Genomic DNA, 17,468 nt, shown 5'->3' with positions numbered 1-17,468 from the left:
GGTTCATCGGGTGAAGGCGCGGGTGAAGTCGAACGGCTCCTGGTCGACGCTCGAGCAGGCGGCGTCGGCGGTGGGCTTCGGCCCGCCGGGGCACGGCCGGTCCCGGGTCGCCGACCACATCCCGTGCCAGGCCAGCCCCTTCTCCCGGGCGAACGCGCCCACCTCGCGGGCGTCGGCGACCGTGAACACCTCGGTGGCGACGTCGTTCACCCCGATCATCGGCGTCACCGCGAGCAGCCCCCAGGCGTCCTCGTCCGACAGCTCGAACACGCCCTTGACCTGCGCCTGGGCCGCGGTGACCGCGTCGATGGCGAAGCGGCCCAGCTGCCCTTCGGGGTCGGGCGCGGCGGCGTCGCCGTAGTCCATCGCCATCAGGTTCACCGCGTCGAACTCGACGCCGGCGGCGCGCGCGTCGGCGAGCAGGTCGACGCCACCCTGGGTGAGTCCCTGGGGGAGCGCGGGCAGTGTGATCGAGACGTCCAGCGACGGGTTCTCCCGGCGCAGGATCGTCACGGCCTCGGCCCGCCGCCGGTTCGCCGCGCGGTCGCCGAGCGCGGAGCCCTCGACGTCGAAGTCGATCCGGGTGGCGTCGTAGGCGTCGATCGCGCGCTGGTAGGCGGCGGCCAGGGTCTCGGGGCTGTCGCAGACCGTCGCGAGCTCGGTGCTGTTCGCGCCGCCGAACGAGAGCCGCACGTCGCCCCCGGCCGCACGCAGGTCGGCGACCCGGCCGGTGACACCCGGGTCCTCGACCGGAAGCACACCACCCCAGGTGGGGGTGCAACCCCCGGCGCCGACGACGAACGCGAGCGTGTACTGGCGGACGCCGGTCTGCGCGGCCGCCGCGGCCAGGTCGAACGGCGGGTACAGCAGAACGTCGACGTAGGGGGAGAACTCGGTGCCGTCCAGGCTCGGGGTTTCGGTGGCGCCGGACTTCGGCTCGGGGGCGTCGGTCTCCGGGGCGTCGGGGTCGGCGGCGTCGGTCCCGGAAGCCTCGGTCCCGGAAGCCTCGGCGTCGGCGTCCGGGGTTTCGGTCTCCGGGGCCTCGGTCTCCGGTTCCGAGGCGCCGCCCGCCGCCGGGGCTCCCGGGGTGGACGTCGCGAGCGCCCGCGTCGGCTCCGGCTTCTTCGGGACCGCGGTGCCGGCCTTCGGCGGCGGTGATTCGTTCCCGCACGTCACGCCGTTGATCGTGCACCCGTCCGGCGGTTTCTGCTGCGCACCGGCCGCGTCGGCGACGAACCCGACCACCACCGACTGCTTCGGCGCGAGCTCGGCGTTCCAGGTCTCGTTGCGCACGGTGACCTTCGTGCCGGTCGTTTCGGCGTTCCCGTTCCACAGGCTCGTGATGCGCGCCCCCGCCGGTAGCGTGAACTCCAGCGACCAGCCGTCGACCGCGTTCGCGCTGGTGTTCGTGAGCGTGTAGGTGCCGGTGTACCCGCTGTCCCAGCGCGCCGTCTGCACGTAGTTCACCGCGAACCCGGCGGCCTGCGCCTGCCCGGCGGTGAGCGTCCCGACGGCCACCGCGGCGACGGTCGCGAGCACACCCGCGGCACCGAGGCGCTTGATCGGTCGGCGGGACCGCCGCAGCCGGTGGCCACCACGAAATCCAGCGGGACGCTGCTCACGCGCGGGAACGGACGGCACGATCGCGACTCCTGGGGTCATCCGGTGTTATCAGCGACGCTAGGCCCCGGACCTTCAGGCCCCGGACCTTCACCCCGATCCGCAGTCAAAGTACCGATCTGGCTGGTTTAAGGCCTACTTAGGTGAGTGAATGCGATTCACGGCCGAGGGGTGGGCGCGGCCTCACTCCGTCGCGAGCAACCCCGCGTAGTCAGCGATCGTCAGCGGACCCGCGGTGAGCGAACCATCCCCCCGCGGCACCCGCAGGCGCGACCCGTCGTGCACGAACTCCACCGCCCCCACCGGTAGCCGGGACGACAGCGTGCACACGACCTGGCCGAACACCAGCACGTCGTCGGCGCGGCCGAGTTCCTGCGAACCGGTCTCCACCGTCACCAGGCCGCCGTCCTGGGTGGCCCCGGTCACCAGGGTCGCGCCGGTCAGCGCGCTCGTGTACCCCTCGTTGCGCTCGGCCCGGGTGGGGCCGTCGAGCAGCAGCCGGAGGTGGGCGTCGGCGCTCAGGGGCGTCGTCACCCGGCGGGGCACCGGCGCGAGCTGCGAGTCGCGGACCAGGCAGATGCGTTCGGTGGCGGTGCCGGGAGTGGCCCCGCCGCCGGGGGTGGCCGCCGCGGTGGCCATCGGCTGCGCCGCGCGGGGCTCGGAGTCGAGCGGGACGCCGCAGCCGGCCACGCCGAGGGCCACCGCGACGAGCACGAGCAGCCGCCTCATGGCACCCGCACCCGGAACAGCGCCCCTCCGTCGGGGCGATCCTCCACCGACGCCGCCCCGCCGTGCGCCGCGGCGTGTGCGGCGACCAGCGACAACCCGAGCCCGGTGCCGTCGCTGCCGGTGGCGCGGTCGGAGGCGGTGTGGCCACGCACGAACCGGTGGAACACGGTCTCGCGGTCCTCGGGGCGGATGCCCGGGCCTTCGTCCTCGACGACCAGCTCGTGGTCGCCGATGCGAACCGCCACCGGACCACCGCCGTACTTCACCGCGTTGTCGACGAGGTTCACCAGGATGCCCTCCACTCGGCGCCGATCGACGTACCAGGTGCCGGCGTCGGCCACCACCACGTCCGGCGAGACCCCGCGGGACCGGCAGATCTCCCGGGCCATCGCCTCCACGTCGACCTCGGTGCGTTCCAGCGCCCGGTCGCCGCGGGCGAGCTCCAGCAGGTCGTTGACCAGCCGCCCGAACCGGTCGACCTCCTCGACGACGAGCGTGGCCGCGGCGGCGCTGCGTTCGTCGAGCGAGGCGGCGCGCCGGTGGAGCACCGAGGCCGCCGCGGCCAGCGTCTGCAACGGGGATTTCAGTTCGTGGCTCACGTCGGCGGCGAAGCGCCGGTCGCGTTCCACCCGGTCGGCCAGCTCCTCGACCATGCGGTTGAAGGACCCGGTCAGGCGGGCCAGGTCCGGCTCGGCCGCCGGGTCGAGGTGGGTGCGGACCTGCCCGGCGGCGATCTGCTCGGAGGCCTCCGCGACCCGGGTCAGCGGCCGCAGCACCGACCGGGTGGCGTACCGGCCGAGCGCCGCACCGGCCACCGCGGTCAGCAGCGCCACCACGGTGAGTACCAGCGCGAGCGTGGAGAACGTGCGCTCCAGCTCCTCCAGCGAATCGAGCTCGTAGAACGCGGTGCCGTCGGGCAGCGGCACCCCGACCACCACCATCGGGCGCCCGGCGGCACGTACCCGCTGCACCGAGGCCTCCCCGTCGCGGACGCGCTCCTGCAGCGCGGTGGGGATCGCGCTGGTCCGGCCCTCGTCGGCGGTGCGCGAGTACCAGACCGCGTTGCGCTGGACGAGCACCTGCCGGTTCTCGGTGGTCTCGAGCGACCGCAGGATCTCGGCGACGTCGGGAGCGTCCGCGGCCAGACCGGATCGCACGACCGATGCGTTGTAGTACGCCGCGCGCACCGCGGCCCGCTCCCGCTCCTCGGTGAGCGACACCCGCACCAGCTGGTAGGACAGCAGCGCCATCACGGCCGAGAGCAGCAGCGCCCCGACCGTGAAGACCGCGGTGACCCGCGTCCGCAGCTTCATCCGGACAGCTTGTAGCCCATGCCCCGCACCGTGACCAGGTAGCGGGGCCGCCGCGGATCCGGCTCGATCTTCTGACGCAGGCGCCCGACGTGCACGTCGACCAGCCGCTCGTCGCCGATCTCGTACTCCCAGACCTGCTGCAGCAGCTGGCGGCGCGAGAGCACCCGCCCGGCGTTCTCGGCGAGCTCGCAGAGAAGCCGGAACTCGGTGCGCGTCAACGCGACCGGCCGGTCGGCCAGCGTCACCTCACCGGCCTCGGGGCGGATCGCCAGCTCACCGAACGTCCAGCCGCCGGCGGCGGGCACCGGGGACGCGGCCCGCCGGCGCAACGCACGCAGCCGGGCGACGAGTTCGAGGATCGGCACCGGCTTCACCACGTAGTCGTCCGCGCCGGCCTCCAGCGCCGTGACGATGTCCTGGGTGGCGTCGCGCGCGCTGACCACGAGCACCGGCACGTCGTCGGTACGGCGCAGTTCGCGGATGCAGTCGAACCCGTCGAGGCCGGGCAGCATCAGGTCGACGATCACCACGTCGGCCGGGGAACGGCGCTGACGCCGCAGCCCTTCCTCGGCCGTGCCGGCGCCGTCGGCCTCGAAGCCCTCCTCCTCGAGCGCGAGCAGGAGAGCGAGGCGGATCCGGTCGTCGTCTTCGATCACCAACACTGACGGCATGGCCCCATCCTCCCCGGAGCCACCGACAGAATGCCGGGGCCCCGGAGGGAAGCGGCGATTGTCACGCAACCGTCACACAGCTGCCCAGAGACCTCCACGGTTGACGATCACGCTGGTCACATGGGTATTCCAGTGATCGAGCTACGCGTGGCCGAGTCGTTCACCGGCGCCGGTCTGTCCTCCATCCGCGAGTCGGTGGCCGAGGTGCTCGCGCTCGAACCGAGCGTCCTCACGCTCGACCTGCGCGACTGTGCGTCCGTCGACGCGGCGGGCATCGCCTACCTGCTCGACCTCCACCGGCGGATGCGCCGCGAAGGCAACCGGCTGGAGCTGCAGCACCCCACCCCCCGGGTGCGGCGGGTGCTGCAGCACGTCCGCCTCGATCGCATCCTGCCCGTCCACGGCGACCAGCCCGAGCTGAGCGCCCTCTAGACCGGGTCCGCCCGCGGCCGTCAGTCCACCCCCTCCCGGGCCGCGGGCGGACCCCAGCGCAACCCTGGGAAGGAGTTGCCATGCCAATCGCCCCTGCCCGCTACGCCATTCCGCGTCGCCGCGCCGCCCGCCGCCGCCCGTCGGTCGCGGCCGTCGTGCTGGTCGTCGTCGCCCAGGCGGCGCTGCTCGCCGGGATCCTGGGTGTGCACGTCACCTGGATCGCCGCCGCGCTGATCTTCGCGGCCGCCGCCATGGTCGTCGAGAACCGCCGTCAGCGGGGCACGAGGCCGGTCTCGTAGGCCACCACGACCAGCCCGGCCCGGTCCCGTGCGCCGAGCTTCGTCAGCAGCCGGCTGACGTACGTGCGCACGGTGGCCGGGCTCAGGTACAGCACGGCCGCCACCTCGTCGTTCGACCGGCCGGTCGCGACCTCGGCGAGCACCTCCCGCTCCCGCCCGGTGAGCGCGTCCAGCCGGGTGTCCGACCCGGGCCGGTGCACGGCCGCGGCCGCGATCACCCGGCGCGTCACCGCCGGAGCCAGCAGCGCCTCCCCGGCGGCGACCGTGCGCACCGCCTCGCGCAGCGGCCCCGGCCGGATGTCCTTGAGCAGGAACCCCGACGCGCCCGCGCGCAGCGCGTCGAACAGGTGCTCGTCGGTGTCGAACGTGGTGAGCACGACGACGCGCACCGCCGGGAGTTCGGCGGTGATCCGTGCGGTCGCCGCGACCCCGTCCACGCCCGGCATCCGCACGTCCATCAGCACGACGTCCGGACGCAGCCGGCGCACCACCTCCACGCCGGACGCGCCGTCGGCGGCCTCCCCGACGACCGTCAGGTCGTCGTCGTGGGTCAGCAGCGCACGCAGCCCGGCACGCACCAGGTCCTGGTCGTCGACGAGCACGATCCGGATCATCGCGGCAGCGCCACCCAGACCCGGAACCCGCCCTCGGGTCGCGGGCCGATCTCCGTGCGCCCGCCGAGCAGCGCGACCCGCTCACGCAACCCCACCAACCCGAAACCGGTACCCGGGTCGGCAGGCGGTCCGTCGCCGCCGTCGCGGACTTCCACCACCACACTGGTTTCCGTCGTACGCAGATCGACGCTGATCGGCGAACCACCGCTGTAGCGGCGAGCGTTCGTGACCGCCTCCTGCACGATGCGGAACACCGCCGCCTCGACGGTGGGCGGCAGCGGTCCTAGGCCGGGCGGCACCTCCACGCCCAGCTCACGCAACTCGTCCAGGCCCGGCGGGGTGGCGTCGCGGATCAGGCCGAGCGCGCGGCGCAGTTCCGCGCTGGCGGTGTCGCACGCGGCCCGGACGTTCTCCAGCGCGCGGCGGGTCGCGGCCGGGTCGTCGTCGACGGCCTCGAGCGCCACGTCGGTGTGGAGCGAGACCACGGTGAGCGTGTGGCCGACCGCGTCGTGGACGTCGCGCGCCACCTCCAGCCGCTCGGCCTGCAGCGCCCCGGAGAGCGCCTGCTCGTGCGCCGTGCGTTCCCGGGCGAGCCGTTCACGCTGCTCGGCCCGGAGCAGGCGGCGCGAGCGGATGCCGTCGCCGAGCGCGATCGTGGCGGCCATCGCGGCGCCGGTCACCAGGATCTCGTAGCCGAACAGGTAGGCCGGATCCTCTCCGTCGTGCAGGCGGGCGTAGGTGGAGATGCTCAACAGTCCGGTGCTGACGGCGATCGCCCAGCCGCTGAACCCGGCCTCGGCCGCGGTGTAGAGGGCCGCGCCGAGCGGGACCGGAAGGCCGATCGGCGGGTAGTCGCGCACGTAGTACGCGATCAGCAGCGCGGCGCTGACCAGGAGGACACCGCGGGGGAACCGGCGGCGGACGAGCAGCACCGCCCCCAGCACGACCGCGGCGCCGTACGCGAGGACGTCGGGCCCGCGGTGCGAGCCGAGGTCGGCGGCGATCGCGACCGACACCGCGGTGGTCGTGAAGGCGGCGAGCGCGGCGTCGAGCAATCGTTCCCGCGGGGTCATCAGACGAGCGTAACGGCGGTCCGGGCGGTGCCCGGAGAAGTGTCGCTTCCGGACGTACGGCGCTACGTCGACGGGCGATCCGGGCGCCGACCCCGGAGCGATGCGGTGCGGCGGGCCGGTTACTTAGCGTTGCCGTCGTGACTGACACCGAAGTTCGTACGCGTGGGGTGCTGAGCCGGTTCGCCGGGTGGTCGCTGCGGCACCACTGGGCCGCGCTCGTGGCGTGGGTGGTGATCGTGGGCGCGCTGGCCCTGGTCGCCGGACGGGTCGGCAGCGCGTTCGCCGACGACACGACGTTGCCGGGGAGCGAGTCGCAGCGGGTGGCGGACGCGCTTGCCGTCGACGCACCGGCCCGTGACGAGGTCACGGTCGTGCTGCACCGCGCGTCGGGGGCCGCGGACCGGGCCGCGGTGGGGGAGTTCCTGGACGGGTTGGGACCGGCGGTGACCGATCCCTTCGCGACCCCCGGGTCGGTGTCGTCGGACGGCCGGACGGTCCTCGCCACCGTGACGCTCGACCATCCACCCGGCGAGACCCCGGCCGACACGATCGGGGACCTGACCGGCCGGACGCTGGACGGGTACCAGGTCGAGTGGAGCGGCGACTCGGTCCGGGCCGCGAACGAGGCCGGCGGGCCGGCCGAAGGGATCGGGCTCCTGGCCGCGCTGATCATCCTCGTGCCGCTGTTCGGGTCGCTGCTCGCGGCGACGCTCCCGCTGGTCACCGCGATCTGCGCGGTGGGCAGCGCGGTGAGCGCGGTGATCCTGCTGTCGCACCTGCTGACCGTCCCGAGCTACGCGACCGCGATGATGGCGCTGGTCGGGCTCGGTGTCGGCATCGACTACGCGCTGCTGGTGTTCGTGCGCTACCGGCACGAGATCCGGTCGGGGGCCGAGCGGTCCGCGGCGACCGAACGGGCGCTGGACACCGCCGGCCGCTCGGTGCTGCTGGCCGGGGCGATCGTGATCCTGGCGCTGCTCGGCATGCTGACGCTCCGCCTGGCCGCGTTCGACGCGCTCGCGGTGAGCGTGGCGCTGACCGTGCTGGCGACAATGCTCGCGTCGATCACGCTGCTCCCGGCGTTGCTGACCCTGTTCGGGCGTCGTCTGGAGGCACGCATCGTTCGTCGCGCCGGGATCGGGATCTGGTCCGGGGCGGGTGGGGGCGGGGCGAGTGGGTCCGCGGCGGGTGGGGCCGGGGGGCGCGGCGGGCGGGGCGCGGGGGTCTCGGGTGGACGGTGGCGGGCGTTGGCGCGGGGGGTGCAGCGGGCGCCGGTCCCGGCGCTCGTCGGCGGGGTGCTCGTGCTCGTCGTGCTGGCGTTGCCGGCCGCGGGCCTGCGTCTCGGGTTCGCCGACGCCGGCACCGACGCGACGGACTCGACCAGCCGCCGGGCGTACGACCTGGTGGCGTCGGCGTTCGGCCCCGGCACGAACGGTCCGCTCGTCGTGCTCGCCGCGGACGGTGCGGACGTGGAGGACGCCGTCGCCGTGGCGCGCTCGGTGCGCGGAGTCGCCGCGGTGGTGCCCGCCACCCCGGCCCCGAACGCGGTGCTCGTGATCCCCGAGTGGGGCCCGGCCGACGAGCGCACCGCGGACCTCGTCCACTCCCTGCGCGCCGAACTCGGCCCGCGGTACGCCGTCGGCGGCTCCGTGCCGGGCGCGATCGACTTCGCCGAGACCGTCTCCGCCCGCCTGCCCTGGTTCGTCGGCGCGGTCGTCGGCCTCTCCGCGCTGATGCTGCTCGTCGTGTTCCGCTCGGTGCTGGTGCCCCTCCAGGCCGCCGTGTCCAACCTGCTGAGCATCGGCGCCGCGCTCGGCGTCATGACGTTCGTCTACGGTGACGGCAACCTCGGCGCCCAGCCCGGCCCGATCGAGGCCTTCCTGCCGGTGATCGTCTTCGCCGTGGTGTTCGGCCTCTCGATGGACTACGAGGTCTTCCTGGTCAGCCGCGTGCACGAGGAGTGGCGCCGGGGCCTCGACGCCGCCGCCGCGCTCCGCGAGGGCCTGGCCACGACCGGCGGCGTCATCACCGCCGCCGCCGCGATCATGGTCGTCGTCTTCGGCTCGTTCATCTTCTCCGGCGACCGCATGCTCGGCCAGCTGGGACTGGGCCTCGCCGCCGCCGTCCTCGTCGACGCGATAGTCGTCCGCTGCCTGGTGGTTCCGGCGTTCTTCGCCCTGGCCGGCGAACACGCCTGGTGGTTCCCGCGGAGGCTGGCCCGCCTCCCGGAGGTGCGCCTCCACTGAGTGGTGGTGCCCGGGGTGCTTCGGGGCCCGAGGACTCGGCATAGCCCGGGCCCGAGGACGCGGCACAGCGCGGGCCCGAGGACGCGGCACAGCGCCGGCCCGAGTCCCGGCGGCGCCGCCCGACCATCGGCCGGTCGGTTCCGAGCACCCGCTCGGCGACCGGCCGGTGCGAACGTCGCGGCAGCCGCGAGGGGCGCCTGCGGCATCGGCGCGCACGGCGCCGGTGCCGGTCCCCGGGCCGGTGGAGGACAGTCGGCGCGCGCGGTGCCGTGACCATCACGCTTACGGGAACCCTCTTCGTGCTGCCGCCCGTGCTCGCGGCCGCGATCCACTCGCGACCGGTCTAAGGCGGGCGAGCTGACCGCACCGTTCATCACCAACCGCCCGTTGACAGCCCCTCGTCGCCACCCGCCGCGCCCTACCGCCGCGCTCCGCCCGCCGCCCCGTCGCACCCCGCCGCCCCGGATCGCATCGTGTGGCATCGGATTGTGCTGCGCGGCCCGCATTGCCTTGCCTCGCGCCGCACGCCTCGCGCCGCCCCGCCCCGCCCTGCAATCGCAGAGTGTGGCATCGGATCGCTGTGCCGCCCGCCCGCATCGCATCCTGCCGGGCCTCACATTCTCGTCGCGCCGCACACCGCATCGCCTCGCGCCGATCCCGCGCCGCATCCCCGCGTCACCCCACCCCACCCCGCTCGGTGCCGGGCAACCTCGCCCCGCCCCACTCGGCGCCAGGCCGCTCCAAGGCGCGCCGTGCGGCACCGCACCGTGCGGCAGCACCCTCGCGCCGCTCCGTACCGCCCTCGCGCCGCTCCGTGCCGCCCTCGCGCCGCTTCGTGCCGCCCTCGCGCCGCTTCGTGCCGCCCTCGCGCCGCTTCGTGCCGCCCTCGCGCCGCTCCGTGCCGCCCTCGCGCCGCTTCGTGCCGCCCTCGAGCCGCTTCGTGCCGCCCTCGCGCCGCTTCGTGCCGCCCTCGCGCCGCTTCGTGCCGCCCTCGCACCGCTTCGAGCCGCCCGCGCGCCGCTTCGTGCCGCCCGCGCGCCGCTTCGTACTGCCCGCGCGCCGCTTCGTGCCGCCCGCGCGCCGCGCCGTGCCGCGATCCTTCTCGGCCCCGCGGTGCTGGTGGCAGAAGCCACGGCGCGTGCTGGCGGTCTCGCCGGCCGGCCGCGTACGGCGAGTTGTCTGCCGCTGGTACCCGGCCCGCTCCTCGCCGTGCACCAGCACCAGCACCGGCACCGTGCTGCCCGCTCTGGTCGACGCCGTGCCCCGACCACAGCGCTGGGAACCGCCGGTTCGGTGGTGGTGTCCTCCACACCGCCGCCCCGGCTCGGCCCGCTGGACGGTCACCGCACCACCGGTGCTGCCGCCGCCCTGCTGAACGCCGCCGCTCCGCCGAACGCCCCGGCGCCGACGGGCGCCGAGTCGGCTGCCACTGCGCTGCATCGGTAGCCGAGGTTTCGGCTGCGCACCGACCGAGCCGCACAGTCGGCTGCGCACCGACCGGTGTCGCATGGGCGGCTGCCGAAACGACCGCTGCCGCACGAACCGCTGCCGCACGAACCGCTGCCGCACCGACCGCCCCACAGCGTCGACCCGCGGCCTTCCGCTTCGCGCCTACCTCACCCCACCTCACACCGCCCGGGCGATCGCGATCGTGCTTCCGCTGCGCTGGCCGGCCTCGTAGAACATGTACTGCACCCCACCGTCACTGCCGAACGACGGCGCGGCCGAGCGCTTGTTGTCCGGCGCCCCGCTCAGCGGAGTGTGGAAGACCCCCAGGTGGACCTCGCGGTCGAAGCTCGGCCCCACTTCGGTGAGGAACATCTTTCCCGAGTCGCCGTGGTACACCACGTACGTCGTGCCGTTGCGTTCCAGCACGTGCGGTCCGGACAGGTCCGACTGGCCGTCCCCGGACGGCGACACCAGCGGCGACGGGTCGTAGGTCCAGGAGAACCCGTCCGCCGACCAGCCCCAGTACAGATAGCGCTTCCCGCCGAGCACGCCCATGAACACCATCACGTACGTGCTGCCCTTCGACGCGATCGGGTGCTCGAAGACCCGGGCGTAGGAGGTCTCGGTGAGCCCGGTGATGTTCGCGGTGGTCAGCACCGTGCCGACGTACGACCAGTTCACGCCGTTCGCCGACGTGGCGAGCCGGGTCGCGTTGTTGGCCCCGTGGAAGTACATCAGGAACCGCTTGGCCGACGCCTGCCAGATCACGTGCGGCGACGACACGTGGTTGACCGAATAGTGCGGCGCCCACACGTTCGCGACGATCGGGTTCGCCGCGTACTCGGTGAACGGCCCGGCCAGCGAGTTGCCGTACGCGAGGCAGATCCCGCCCGGGGCGTCGTGCGGCGCGTAGTAGAGGTAGTAGCGCCCGAGGCGCGTGCCGAGTTTGTCGTAGACCCCGCGGATGCACGGGAAGATCAGCTCGTTCGTCGGGTTGTAGCGCAGCGCGGTCTTGTCGAAGGCCACGCCGAGGTACTGGTAGCTCGGGAAGCCGGCCGGTGCGGCCGCAGCCGGGGCGGCGCCCAGCGCGCCCCCGCCCAGCAGGGCGCCACCGCCGAGAGCGGCCGCGCCACGCAGGAACGTCCGCCGGTCAAAACCCGTGTCGACGCCCGTCATGTGCCATCTCCTCGTCACTGAGTGTGTGGCCCCCGGAAGCCCCGAGTGTTCTGCCCCGAGAAACCGTCGGTCAAGCTGCTAATACGAATTATCAAAGGGGATTCATGAATCGGTCCGACCCTCTTGACGGGAGCGCACCGCGCACTCCAAGATTCCGGTCCATCGCGCTGATACGTATTAGCGTCCACGCTAGGAGACACGATCCGTGAGCAATCCGCGCCGCATCACCCAGCGGGACATCGCTCGCCTGGCCCGGGTCAGCCAGGCGACGGTGTCCCTGGTGCTGAACAACCGCACGGACGCCGGGGTGCGGATCGCCCCGGAGACCCGGGAGCGGGTGCTGGAGGTGATCCGGGAGACCGGGTACGTGGCCGACCCGATCGCCCGGCGGCTCGTCGACCGTCGCAACCGGATCATCGGCGTGTTCACCTACGAGCCGGTGTTCCCGAGCGCGACGCGCGACTTCTACCACCCGTTCCTGGTCGGGATCGAGGAGGCGGCCGAGCGGCTCGGGTGCGACCTGCTGCTGTTCACCAGCACACCGGTGATCGACGGGCGGCGGCGGATCCTGCACGAGGACAACCGGCTGCGGCTGGCCGACGGCTCGGTGCTGCTCGGTCGTCACATGGACGCCGACGACCTGTCCAAGCTGGTCGCCGACGGGTATCCGATCGCCGCGGTCGGGCGCCGGGACCACGACGCGGTGCCCTACGTCGGGGCGGGTTACGCCGCCGCGACCGCCGCCCTGGTGCGCGACGCGCTCGCGCTCGGGCACCGCACGACGGCCTACGTGGGGCCCGGCGCGGGCGCCGAGTCCTCCGCCGATCGGCTGCGCGGCTACCGGGAGACGATCGAGGGCGCCGCCGTGGGGGATCCGCTGCACGCCGCCGACGTGAGCGCCTCCGCCCTCGACGCGCTGCTCGCGGCCGGCGCCACCGCGCTGTTCGTCGAGGAGCCCGCGGACGCGGTCGCGCTCGTCGGCTTCGCCCGGGAACGCGGCCTCGACGTCCCGGCCGACCTGTCGGTGCTGACGCTGGGCGACCCGGTCCGCCCGATCGACGGCGACCCGGCCGACCGGCTCGACTTCACCGGCTTCTCGATCCCGCGCCGCGCGATGGGCTGGCAGGCCGTCGAGGTGCTCACCGCGGCCCTCGAAGGTGAGACCGCCGATCTGCAGCGCCTGCTCGCCTGCGAGCCCGTCGTGGGGGCGACCCTCGCCCGCCCCGCGGCGCGATGACGGCCACCGAACCGACCGAAGGAGCTTCCGTGGCGGACGTGCACGCTGACGTACTGATCGTGGGCGGCGGGTTAGGGGGTGTCGCCGCCGCGCTCGCGGCGTTACGCGCGGGGCGCAGCGTCGTGCTCAGCGAGGAGTTCGACTGGCTCGGCGGGCAGCTGACCAGCCAGGCCGTCCCACCCGACGAGCACAGCTGGGTGGAGCGCTTCGGCGTCACCGCGTCCTACCGGGCGCTGCGCGACGGCATCCGCGACTACTACCGCCGCTACTACCCGCTCACGGCCCGGTCGCGCGCCGCCCGCGAGCTCAATCCCGGCGCGGGGCACGTTAGCCGGCTCTGTGCCGAACCCCGGGTCGCGGTCGCGGTGATCGACGCGATGCTCGCGCCGTACCGGGGGAGCGGGCGGCTCACCGTTCTGCAGCCCTACCGCCCGACCGGTGCGGAGACCGACGGCGACCGCGTCACCGCGGTCGAGCTGACCGGCCGGGACGGCACCACGGTCACCGCCGCCGCCGCGTACGTCCTGGACGCCACCGAGACCGGGGAACTGCTCCCGCTCACCGGCACCGAGTACGTCACCGGCTTCGAGTCCCGGGACGACACCGGCGAACCCAGCGCTCCCGACGAGGCACAGCCGGCGAACATGCAGGCGGTCTCGGTCTGCTTCGCGATCGACCGCGTCGACGGCGACCACACGATCGACCGCCCGGCGAGCTACGACTTCTGGCGCGCGTACCGGCCGGAGTTCTGGGGTGGTCCGCTCCTCGGCTGGCGGACGCCGAACCCCCGCACGCTGGAGACCAGCGTCCGGTCCTTCACCCCCAACCCCGACGACGACCCGCTCGCCGTCGTCGCCGATCAGCGCCTGAGCCCCGGCGACGGCAACCTGTGGACATTCCGGCGGATCGCGGCCCGGCGGCACTTCGTGCCCGGGGCGTACGCCAGCGACATCACGCTGGTGAACTGGCCGATGATCGACTACTTCGAGGCCCCGGTCATCGACGTCCCCGACGCCGTGAAGCACCTCGACGCGGCCAGGGACCTGTCCCGCTCGGTGCTCTACTGGCTCCAGACCGAGGCGCCCCGCGAGGACGGCGGCACCGGCCACCCCGGCCTACGCCTGCGCGGCGACGTCACCGGGTCGGCCGACGGGCTGGCCCAGGCCCCGTACATCCGCGAGGGACGGCGGATCCGCGCCGAGTACACGATCGTCGAACAGGACCTGTCGCTCGCCGTCCGGGGCGACAAGGGTGCGGTGTCCTACGACGACAGCGTCGGCGTCGGCATGTACCGCATCGACCTGCACCCCTCGACCGGCGGCGACAACTACCTCGACGTCCCGTCGTGCCCGTTCGAGATCCCGCTCGGGGCGCTGCTCCCGCGGCGGATGGAGAACCTGCTCGCGGCGGGCAAATCGCTGGGCGCCACGCACGTCACGAACGGCTGCTACCGGCTGCACCCGGTCGAGTGGAACGTCGGTGAGGCGGCCGGTGCGCTCGCCGCGTTCTGCCTCGACCGGAACGTCGCACCCCGGGCGGTGCGCGCCACGCCCGCGCTGCTCGGCGAATACCAGGCCCGCCTCGACGACGACGGCGTCGAGCGGCGCTGGCCCGACGTCGTCGGCTACTGAGCCCCCACCACCGCAAAGGAGCACGTGATGAGGTTGAGAATTGTCGCTGTCGCGGCGGCCGCGAGCCTGCTGGCCCTGACGGCGTGCGGCGGCGGCGACGCCGACGACGGCCCGGCGACGCTGCGGATGACGATCTGGTCCTCCAGCCCCGACCACCTGGCTCTGCTCAACGGCATCGCCGACGAGTACCGGAAGGCCCATCCGGACGTCACCGCGATCACGTTCGACTCGCTGCCGCTGGACAACTACACGACCACGCTCACCACGCAGCTCGCCGGCGGCAATGCTCCCGACCTGGCGTGGATCCTGGAGAACTCGGCACCCGACTTCGTCGAGTCCGGAGCGCTCGTTCCGCTCGAGGACACCCTCGGCGCCGCCTCCGGATACGAGTTCGACGACCTGCAGCCGAGTACGACGAAACTCTGGACCCAGGACGACCATCTCTACGCGTACCCATTCTCGACGTCGCCGTTCGGCGTGTTCGTGAACAACGACCTGGTGACGAAGGCCGGGCAGCCGACCCCGACGGCGCTGATCAGCCAGGGCAAGTGGACGTGGGACGCGGCGTTCGCGCTCGGGTCGGCGGTGCGGTCGAAGGCCGGGAAGGCCGGGCTCGTCGTCCGCGACTTCGACTACAAGACGTGGGACAACCTGGCCACGGTGTGGGGCGGCTGGGGCGCCGAGGCCTGGAGCGAGGACGGCAGGACCTGCGGCTTCGACAAGCCCGAGATGGTCGCCGCGATGACCGCGCTCCACGACGCGATCTTCACCGCCCAGGCGCTGCCGGGCCCCGGTACCGCGCCGGACTTCTTCGCCGGTGACGCCGCGATGACGATCACGCAGATCAGCCGCGCGTCGCTGCTGAAGGACCAGACGTTCGGCTGGGACCTCGTGCCGCTGCCGTCCGGGCCGGCGGGGGAGTACAGCGTGATCGGCCAGGCCGGGATCGGCGTCCTCAAGAAGAGCAAGCACGCCGACGCCGCGACGGACTTCCTCGCGTTCCTCACCAACCCCGCGAACTCGAAGAAGCTCGCGCGGTTCTTCCCGCCGCCGCGCAGGTCGCAGCTGAACACCGAGACGCTGGCGGCCGGCAACCCGCTGCTCAAGCCCGACCAGCTGCAGGCGGTCGTGATCGACGGGATCGACTCGGGCACGGTGAAGCCGAGCCACGTCTCGTCGGCCGAGATCGGTCAGCAGGTCCGCTCGGCGCTGGATCCGCTGTGGAAGCCCGGCGCGGACGTCCCGGCGGTGCTCGGCTCGGTGTGCGCGGCGATCGCGCCGCTGCTCAAGCAATGAAGCAGCGCGACCACCTTGTCGGCTACCTGTTCGTCGCGCCCCAGCTGATCGGCAGCGTGGTGTTCGTCTTCGTGCCGCTCGGGCTGGTGGTCTGGTACAGCCTGCACGAGTGGAACGTCCTCGCGGACTCGTTCTCGTTCGTGGGCACCGAGAACTACGCGGCGCTCGTCGACGATCCGCGGCTGCCCGGGGTGCTGGGCGCGACCGGCCTGTTCTCGGTGGGGCTCGTCGTGGTCAACCTCGGGCTGGCGCTGCTGCTCGCGGTGCTGCTCAACCAGAGGCTGCGCGGCACGATCGTCTTCCGGACGCTGTTCTTCTCGCCGGTCGTGGTGTCGCTCGTCGCGTGGACGATCGTCTGGGGTTTCCTGCTCCAGGACGACGGCGGCATCAACGGGCTGCTGCGGCTGGCCGGGATCGACGGCCCGAACTGGCTGCGTGGCGGCGGCACCGCGATGGGCGCCGTCGTCCTGGTGCAGGTGTTCAAGAACGTCGGGCTGAACATGGTGTTGTTCCTGGCCGCGCTGCAGGGCGTTCCGGCGCAGCTGTACGAGGCCGCGACGATCGACGGAGCCGGGGCCTGGACCCGGTTCCGCCGGATCACGCTGCCGATGATCAGCCCCACCGTGCTGCTGACCTCGATCATCACGGTCGTCGGTTCGCTGCAGGTGTTCGCCCAGATCGCGGTGCTGACGCAGGGCGGGCCGGGGACGTCGACGACGGTCCTCGTCTACTACCTGTACCAGCAGGCGTTCCAGTTCCACCACTTCGGCTACGGATCGGCGTTGTCGGTGCTGCTGTTCGCGATCGTGCTCATCCTGACGCTCGTGCAGTGGCGGATGCGCCGGAGGTGGGTGCTCGATGAGTCGTAGGTGGCTCTACCTGCCGGTGTGCCTGCTGGCCGTGCCGTTCGTGTTCCCGACGTGGTGGATGGTCACGTCGTCGTTCAAGCCGGTGCGTGAGATCTTCGCGTTCCCCCCGGCGCTGTGGCCGGCCTCGCCGACCGTCGAGGCCTACGAGCGGGTGTTCGCGCTGCAGCCGTTCGCGCAGCAGTACTGGAACAGCCTCTCCATCGCGGTGATCGTCACGGCCGGGACGCTCGTCGTCTCGTCGCTGGCCGGGTACGCGTTCGCGCGGATCCCGTTCCGCGGGGCCAACGTGCTGTTCGTGGTGATCCTCACCGGGCTGCTCATCCCGAGTGAGGTGACGATCGTCCCGCTGTTCCAGATGTTCCTGAAACTCGGGCTGACGAACACGCACTGGCCGCTGATCCTGGTGCCGATCTTCGGCGCCCCGAGCGTGCTGGCGACGTTCATCATGCGTCAGTTCTTCCTCGCGCTGCCGCGTGAGCTCGAGGAGGCCGCCCGGGTCGACGGCCTGGGCCGGTTCGGGACGTACGTCCGGATCGGGTTGCCGCTGGCCCGGCCGGCGCTCGGGGCGGTCGCGATCTTCACGTTCCTGCACAGCTGGAACCTGTACCTGGAGCCGATCGTCTACCTGACCACACCGTCGAAGTTCACGCTGCCGCAGGCGTTGACGCAGTACGTCGACGCGTACGGCGGGCCGATGTGGAACGTGCAGCTGGCCGCGGCCTCGCTGACCGCGATCCCGGTGCTGGCGGTGTTCGTCGCCGCCCAACGCCAGTTCGTGGAGGGCCTCGCGCACACGGGGTTGAAGGGGTAGGC

16 protein-coding genes are annotated in these 17,468 nt (G+C 73.1%); 8 read left to right on the top strand and 8 right to left on the bottom strand.

The window, feature by feature from the left end; all coding sequences use genetic code 11:
- Window positions 1-3: 3 nt before the first annotated feature.
- The 4 genes from CRYAR_RS22325 to CRYAR_RS22310 all read right to left on the bottom strand — a co-directional run bounded on the left by CRYAR_RS22325 (window position 4) and on the right by CRYAR_RS22310 (window position 4,333).
- The gene (locus CRYAR_RS22325; protein ID WP_051572147.1) at window positions 4-1,641 is read right to left on the bottom strand and encodes a cellulose binding domain-containing protein; all 1,638 of its coding nucleotides are present in this window, start codon (window positions 1,639-1,641) and stop codon (window positions 4-6) included.
- Window positions 1,642-1,803: 162 nt separating this feature from the next.
- Window positions 1,804-2,349, bottom strand: a complete 546-nt coding sequence (locus tag CRYAR_RS22320) for a GerMN domain-containing protein (protein ID WP_035854996.1) — start codon at window positions 2,347-2,349, stop codon at window positions 1,804-1,806.
- The gene (locus tag CRYAR_RS22315; protein WP_035854995.1) at window positions 2,346-3,662 is read right to left on the bottom strand and encodes a sensor histidine kinase; all 1,317 of its coding nucleotides are present in this window, start codon (window positions 3,660-3,662) and stop codon (window positions 2,346-2,348) included. The genes CRYAR_RS22320 and CRYAR_RS22315 overlap by 4 nt, the downstream gene beginning before the upstream one ends.
- Window positions 3,659-4,333, bottom strand: a complete 675-nt coding sequence (locus CRYAR_RS22310) for a response regulator transcription factor (protein WP_035854992.1) — start codon at window positions 4,331-4,333, stop codon at window positions 3,659-3,661. The genes CRYAR_RS22315 and CRYAR_RS22310 overlap by 4 nt, the downstream gene beginning before the upstream one ends.
- A 120-nt stretch (window positions 4,334-4,453) precedes the next feature.
- On the opposite strand from CRYAR_RS22310, the gene CRYAR_RS22305 reads away from it, so the two are divergent.
- Window positions 4,454-4,765 carry an STAS domain-containing protein gene (locus CRYAR_RS22305; protein WP_169745072.1) on the top strand — a complete coding sequence of 104 codons (312 nt, stop codon included), beginning with the start codon at window positions 4,454-4,456 and terminating at the stop codon, window positions 4,763-4,765.
- Window positions 4,766-4,845: 80 nt separating this feature from the next.
- Window positions 4,846-5,064, top strand: a complete 219-nt coding sequence (locus CRYAR_RS47480) for a hypothetical protein (protein ID WP_157017969.1) — start codon at window positions 4,846-4,848, stop codon at window positions 5,062-5,064.
- Here CRYAR_RS47480 and CRYAR_RS22300 read toward each other — a convergent pair.
- Together CRYAR_RS22300 and CRYAR_RS22295 are read right to left on the bottom strand one after the other, a co-directional pair.
- Entirely contained in the window at window positions 5,037-5,678 is a 642-nt protein-coding gene (locus tag CRYAR_RS22300; RefSeq protein WP_035854990.1) for a response regulator, read from the bottom strand. The two genes, CRYAR_RS47480 and CRYAR_RS22300, sit on opposite strands and share 28 nt — an antisense overlap.
- Window positions 5,675-6,751, bottom strand: coding sequence for a sensor histidine kinase (locus tag CRYAR_RS22295; protein WP_035854988.1), 1,077 nt, complete (start codon window positions 6,749-6,751; stop codon window positions 5,675-5,677). Before CRYAR_RS22295 ends, CRYAR_RS22300 begins: the two co-directional genes overlap by 4 nt.
- A gap of 137 nt (window positions 6,752-6,888) precedes the next feature.
- Here CRYAR_RS22295 and CRYAR_RS22290 point away from each other — a divergent pair, with 137 nt between their 5' ends.
- A complete protein-coding gene (locus tag CRYAR_RS22290) occupies window positions 6,889-8,997 on the top strand; it encodes an MMPL family transporter (protein ID WP_035854986.1) in 2,109 nt (702 codons plus the stop codon).
- A gap of 675 nt (window positions 8,998-9,672) precedes the next feature.
- Here CRYAR_RS22290 and CRYAR_RS22285 read toward each other — a convergent pair.
- Together CRYAR_RS22285 and CRYAR_RS22280 are read right to left on the bottom strand one after the other, a co-directional pair.
- Window positions 9,673-10,341, bottom strand: a complete 669-nt coding sequence (locus CRYAR_RS22285) for a hypothetical protein (RefSeq protein ID WP_157017967.1) — start codon at window positions 10,339-10,341, stop codon at window positions 9,673-9,675.
- Between the two features lie 282 nt (window positions 10,342-10,623).
- On the bottom strand, window positions 10,624-11,622 hold the full coding sequence (locus CRYAR_RS22280) for a glycoside hydrolase family protein (RefSeq protein ID WP_035854982.1): 999 nt from the start codon (window positions 11,620-11,622) through the stop codon (window positions 10,624-10,626).
- Window positions 11,623-11,827: 205 nt separating this feature from the next.
- Between CRYAR_RS22280 and CRYAR_RS22275 the strand changes: the two genes are divergently transcribed.
- The 5 genes from CRYAR_RS22275 to CRYAR_RS22255 are packed head-to-tail and all read left to right on the top strand — an operon-like array spanning window position 11,828 to window position 17,466.
- Window positions 11,828-12,859, top strand: coding sequence for a LacI family DNA-binding transcriptional regulator (locus tag CRYAR_RS22275; RefSeq protein ID WP_035854980.1), 1,032 nt, complete (start codon window positions 11,828-11,830; stop codon window positions 12,857-12,859).
- 38 nt (window positions 12,860-12,897) lie between these two features.
- Entirely contained in the window at window positions 12,898-14,490 is a 1,593-nt protein-coding gene (locus CRYAR_RS22270; protein ID WP_035865804.1) for an FAD-dependent oxidoreductase, read from the top strand.
- A 27-nt stretch (window positions 14,491-14,517) separates the two neighbouring features.
- Window positions 14,518-15,786 (top strand): ABC transporter substrate-binding protein, encoded by a 1,269-nt coding sequence (locus CRYAR_RS22265; RefSeq protein ID WP_051570790.1) that lies wholly within the window; start codon window positions 14,518-14,520, stop codon window positions 15,784-15,786.
- Entirely contained in the window at window positions 15,783-16,655 is an 873-nt protein-coding gene (locus CRYAR_RS22260) for a carbohydrate ABC transporter permease (protein ID WP_035854975.1), read from the top strand. The genes CRYAR_RS22265 and CRYAR_RS22260 overlap by 4 nt, the downstream gene beginning before the upstream one ends.
- Window positions 16,645-17,466 (top strand): carbohydrate ABC transporter permease, encoded by an 822-nt coding sequence (locus tag CRYAR_RS22255; RefSeq protein WP_035854967.1) that lies wholly within the window; start codon window positions 16,645-16,647, stop codon window positions 17,464-17,466. Before CRYAR_RS22260 ends, CRYAR_RS22255 begins: the two co-directional genes overlap by 11 nt.
- The last annotated feature ends 2 nt before the right edge of the window (window positions 17,467-17,468 follow it).

Origin of the sequence: Cryptosporangium arvum DSM 44712 (assembly GCF_000585375.1) — a bacterium.
Lineage (GTDB): Bacteria > Actinomycetota > Actinomycetes > Mycobacteriales > Cryptosporangiaceae > Cryptosporangium > Cryptosporangium arvum.
Note: the sequence above shows the minus strand (reverse complement) of the source record. Positions and strands in the feature narration are given on the sequence as shown.

Coding starts and splice junctions, on each gene's coding strand:
- CRYAR_RS22315 (WP_035854995.1), bottom strand. CDS start 3,662: ATGAAGCTGCGGACGCGGGTCACCGCGGTCTTCACGGTCGGGGCGCTG.
- CRYAR_RS22305 (WP_169745072.1), top strand. CDS start 4,454: ATGGGTATTCCAGTGATCGAGCTACGCGTGGCCGAGTCGTTCACCGGC.
- CRYAR_RS22280 (WP_035854982.1), bottom strand. CDS start 11,622: ATGACGGGCGTCGACACGGGTTTTGACCGGCGGACGTTCCTGCGTGGC.
- CRYAR_RS22320 (WP_035854996.1), bottom strand. CDS start 2,349: ATGAGGCGGCTGCTCGTGCTCGTCGCGGTGGCCCTCGGCGTGGCCGGC.
- CRYAR_RS22310 (WP_035854992.1), bottom strand. CDS start 4,333: ATGCCGTCAGTGTTGGTGATCGAAGACGACGACCGGATCCGCCTCGCT.
- CRYAR_RS22300 (WP_035854990.1), bottom strand. CDS start 5,678: ATGATCCGGATCGTGCTCGTCGACGACCAGGACCTGGTGCGTGCCGGG.
- CRYAR_RS22265 (WP_051570790.1), top strand. CDS start 14,518: ATGAGGTTGAGAATTGTCGCTGTCGCGGCGGCCGCGAGCCTGCTGGCC.
- CRYAR_RS22295 (WP_035854988.1), bottom strand. CDS start 6,751: ATGACCCCGCGGGAACGATTGCTCGACGCCGCGCTCGCCGCCTTCACG.
- CRYAR_RS22260 (WP_035854975.1), top strand. CDS start 15,783: ATGAAGCAGCGCGACCACCTTGTCGGCTACCTGTTCGTCGCGCCCCAG.
- CRYAR_RS22255 (WP_035854967.1), top strand. CDS start 16,645: ATGAGTCGTAGGTGGCTCTACCTGCCGGTGTGCCTGCTGGCCGTGCCG.
- CRYAR_RS47480 (WP_157017969.1), top strand. CDS start 4,846: ATGCCAATCGCCCCTGCCCGCTACGCCATTCCGCGTCGCCGCGCCGCC.